General features: G+C 63.5%; 1 protein-coding gene. It reads left to right on the top strand.

Translation table 11 applies throughout. The features are described 5' to 3' along the window. Window positions 1–9: 9 nt before the first annotated feature. A partial coding sequence (gene aceE, locus FQP90_RS22850) for a pyruvate dehydrogenase (acetyl-transferring), homodimeric type (RefSeq protein ID WP_144653400.1) occupies window positions 10–2654 on the top strand: 2645 nt, incomplete at its 3' end.

The following is a 2654-nucleotide window of genomic DNA, read 5'->3' as shown; positions in this document are numbered from 1 at the left end:
AGGTTGGACGTGGCTGCAGGAGAAGAGACCTCACACATCCTCAGCGGGTTGACTGCCCAGCTGCCTGATCGTGATCCGGAAGAGACCGCGGAGTGGATTGAGTCCCTTGATGCGTTGATCGCGGAGCAGGGTACTGAGCGTGCGCAGTACATTATGCGTTCGTTGTTGCAGCGTGCTGGTGCCCGGTCGGTGGGTGTGCCGATGGTGACGACCACTGATTATGTGAACACGATCCCGGTGGACCAGGAAGCGCCGTTCCCGGGGAACGAGGAGTTCGAGCGCCGGTATCGGGCGTATATGCGCTGGAACGCTGCGGTCATGGTCCATCGTGCGCAGCGCTCCGATATTGGTGTGGGCGGGCATATTTCCACGTATGCCGGTGCCGCGACGTTGTACGAGGTGGGGTTTAACCACTTCTTCCGCGGTAAGGACCACCCTTCGGGCGGGGACCAGGTGTTCTTCCAGGGCCACGCCTCTCCGGGCATGTACGCCAGGGCGTTCATGGAAGGCCGGTTGACCGAGGAGGACCTGGACGGGTTCCGTCAGGAAAAGTCCAAGGCCGGGCATGCCCTGTCCTCGTACCCGCACCCACGGTTGATGCCGGATTTCTGGGAGTTCCCGACCGTGTCGATGGGTATCGGCCCGATGAACGCGATCTACCAGGCCCAGTCCAACCGGTATCTGCAGAACCGCGGGATCAAGGACACCACGGACCAGCAGGTCTGGGCGTTCCTTGGTGACGGGGAAATGGACGAGCCCGAGTCCCGTGGCCTGCTCCAGCTCGCCGCGAACGAGAACCTGGACAACCTGAACTTCGTGATCAACTGCAACCTCCAGCGCCTGGACGGGCCGGTGCGCGGCAACGGCAAGATCATGCAGGAACTCGAAGCGTTCTTCCGCGGTGCGGGCTGGAACGTGATCAAGGTCGTCTGGGGCCGGGAATGGGATTCCCTGCTCGAAAACGACGCCGACGGGGCGTTGGTGAAAATCATGAACGAAACCCCCGATGGTGACTACCAGACCTACAAGGCCGAGTCCGGCGGGTTCGTCCGGGAACACTTCTTCGGCAAGTCCCCGCAGACCAAGGACATGGTCGCGGACCTGAACGACGAGCAGATCTGGGGCCTCAAGCGCGGCGGTCACGACTACCGCAAGGTCTACGCCGCGTACAAGGCAGCGACCGAGTTCAAGGGCAAACCCACCGTGATCCTGGCCAAAACCGTCAAGGGCTACGGCCTGGGCCCGCACTTCGAGGGCCGCAACGCGACCCACCAAATGAAGAAGCTCACCATGGAAGACCTCAAAGCCTTCCGTGACCACCTGCGCATCCCCATCACCGACGAACAGCTCGACGCCGACCTCTACCGGCCCCCGTACTACCACCCCGGCATGGACGCCCCGGAAATCAAATACCTCATGGAACGCCGCGCCGAGCTCGGCGGGTTCGTGCCCGAACGACGCCGCACCCACACCCCCGTGACCCTGCCCGAGGCCAAATCCTACGAGGTCGCCAAACGCGGGTCCGGGAAACAACAAGCCGCGACCACCATGGCCTTCGTCCGGCTCCTCAAAGACCTCATGCGGGACAAGAACTTCGGCGCCCGGTTCGTGCCCGTCGTCCCGGACGAATCCCGCACCTTCGGGATGGACGCGTTCTTCCCGACCGCGAAAATCTACAACCCCAAAGGCCAGAACTACCTCTCCGTGGACCGCGACCTCGTCCTGGCCTACAAAGAATCACCCGCAGGCCAACTGATCCACCCCGGCATCAACGAAGCCGGCGCCGTCGCAGCCTTCACCGCCGCCGGCACCGCCTACGCCACCCACGGCGAACCCCTGGTCCCGATCTACGTGTTCTACTCCATGTTCGGCTTCCAACGCACCGGAGACTCCTTCTGGGCCGCCGCGGACCAAATGACCCGCGGCTTCATCATCGGCGCCACCGCAGGACGAACCACCCTCACCGGCGAAGGACTCCAACACGCCGACGGGCACTCCCCCATCCTGGCCTCCACCAACCCCGCCGTCCGCACCTACGACCCCGCCTACGGCTACGAAATCGGCCACATCATCCGCCACGGCCTCGAACAAATGTACGGCGAGACCAGTGATGATAAGAACGTGATGTACTACCTCACCGTCTACAACGAGCCCATCACCCAACCCGCCGAACCCGACAACCTCGACATCAACGGACTCCTCAAAGGCATCTACCACCTCGCCGACGCCCCCGAGGCCACCACCGGAAACGGAAACCGCCCCACCGCGAACATCCTCGCCTCCGGCGTGTCCGTGCCCTGGGCCCTCGAAGCCCAAAAAATCCTCAACGACGACTGGGGAGTCGCCGCCACCGTCTGGTCCGTGACCTCCTGGAACGAACTCCGACGCGACGGACTCGACGCCGAAGAACACGCCTTCCTCAACCCCGGCCAACCCGCCCGCACCCCGTTCATCACCGAACAACTCGCCGGCACCACCGGACCGGTCATCGCCGTGTCCGACTACATGAAAGCCGTCCCCGACCAAATCCGCCAATTCATCCCCAACGACTTCGCCTCCCTCGGAGCAGACGGCTTCGGCTTCTCCGACACCCGCCAAGCCGCCCGCCGCTACTTCAAAAACGACACCCACTCCATCGTCGCCAAAACCCTCCA

This window comes from Paenarthrobacter nitroguajacolicus, from assembly GCF_007786235.1.
Classification (GTDB): domain Bacteria; phylum Actinomycetota; class Actinomycetes; order Actinomycetales; family Micrococcaceae; genus Arthrobacter; species Arthrobacter nitroguajacolicus_A.
Note: the sequence above shows the minus strand (reverse complement) of the source record. Positions and strands in the feature narration are given on the sequence as shown.